Source organism: Lysinibacillus sp. HST-98 (genome assembly GCF_016757845.1).
GTDB classification, from domain to species: Bacteria; Bacillota; Bacilli; order Bacillales_A; family Planococcaceae; genus Lysinibacillus; species Lysinibacillus capsici.
The window spans coordinates 1-1,472 of the sequence record NZ_JAENHX010000023.1 but is presented as its reverse complement, the minus strand read 5'-3'; the positions used below and the strand labels follow the sequence as shown (position 1 = coordinate 1,472).

Here is a 1,472-nt window from a genome sequence, read left to right as displayed (position 1 = left end):
GGTGCTGCACCCCAAAAGTTAGAGTAATAAATCTAATTTTTGGGGTGTTTTTGTATGGCGAAATATAGCCAAGGTTTTAAATTAAAGATCGTTAATGAGTATTTAAAAGGGAATCTGGGCTACCTATTATTAGCGAAAAAATATGGTATGCCATCTCCAACCCCAATAAAACGTTGGGTTAGGGCTTATAAAGCTTTTGGAGAAGAAGGTTTACAACGGAAAAACCAGTATGAGGAATATCCTGTTCAATTCAAATTAGATGTATTAAACTTTATGAAACAAACAGGTGCTTCTTACCAAGATACAGCCATTCGATTTAACATGAATCAACCTAGTTTAATCGCAACTTGGAACAGTAAGTTTTTAAAAGAAGGAGTAGAAGGCCTGACACATGCGAAGGGAAGGTCATCTATGTCTAAAAAATCAAAAGCTACCGTGACAAAAGTAGACAAAACAATGTCTCGTGAGGAGCAGTTAGAACGGGAAAATGAACGACTTCGTCTAGAGGTTGCGTATTTAAAAAAGTTGAAGGCTTTTCGAGAGAACCCGGATGCCTTCCTCGAAAAGCACAAGCCGCAATCGCCTTTGAACTCAAAGAAGAAGGATTCCGATTAAAAGACATCTTTAAACAAGTTGATATTCCAGAAGCAACGTATCACTATCACATCAAGCAACTGAAGAACGAAGATCCAGATCAAGCGTGGAAAACGTTGATTTTAGAGACTTTTGAGCAACATGAAGGGCGATATGGATATCGTCGGATTCATGCGGAATTAAAGGGTCAAGGACATACAATCAATCATAAAAAAGTACAACGAATCATGTGTGAATTGAATTTAAAATGCGTGAAATTCGTGCGTAAATCACGCTATAAATCGTATAAAGGTACTGTAGGAAAAGTCGCGAAGAATCGATTAAACCGCCGTTTCCATACAAAGTATTTCTTACAAAAACTCGTGACAGACGTAACAGAATTCAAATGTACAAACAACGAAAAACTCTATTTAAGTCCGATGATGGATTTATATAACGGTGAAATACTGGGCTTTAGTATGTCTAAACGCCCTACACTTGATTTCGTAATAGACTCATTGAAACAAGTACTCCCAATTATTCAAGGACATGCCCAATACCGTACAACGATTCACTCAGATCAGGGCTGGCACTATCAACATCATCTATGGGGGCTAACATTAAAGCGAAACAGGATTTTCCAAAGCATGTCTCGTAAAGCAACCTGTGCAGACAATGCCGCAATGGAGAACTTCTTTGGTTTACTCAAACAAGAAATGTATTACGGGGAAGAATTAGTCTCCTATGAAGCGTTAAAGAAGAAAATAGAGAAGTATATCGATTACTACAATAATGAACGAATTAAACAAAAACTGGCCGGTATGAGCCCGGTAAAATACCGAACTCATGCCAGCCAATTAGCTGCATAACTAAAACTCTAACTTTAAGGGGTCACTACC

At 38.0% G+C, this 1,472-nt stretch carries 1 protein-coding gene and 1 pseudogene; both read left to right on the top strand.

All coding sequences use genetic code 11. The features are described 5' to 3' along the window. Window positions 1-54: 54 nt before the first annotated feature. A complete protein-coding gene (locus tag JIN86_RS23335) occupies window positions 55-615 on the top strand; it encodes a helix-turn-helix domain-containing protein (RefSeq protein ID WP_202342976.1) in 561 nt (186 codons plus the stop codon). Beyond that, window positions 576-1,442 (top strand): annotated as a pseudogene (locus tag JIN86_RS23330) (IS3 family transposase); the annotation flags it as partial. The gene JIN86_RS23335 and the pseudogene JIN86_RS23330, both read left to right, overlap by 40 nt. Window positions 1,443-1,472 lie beyond the last annotated feature (30 nt).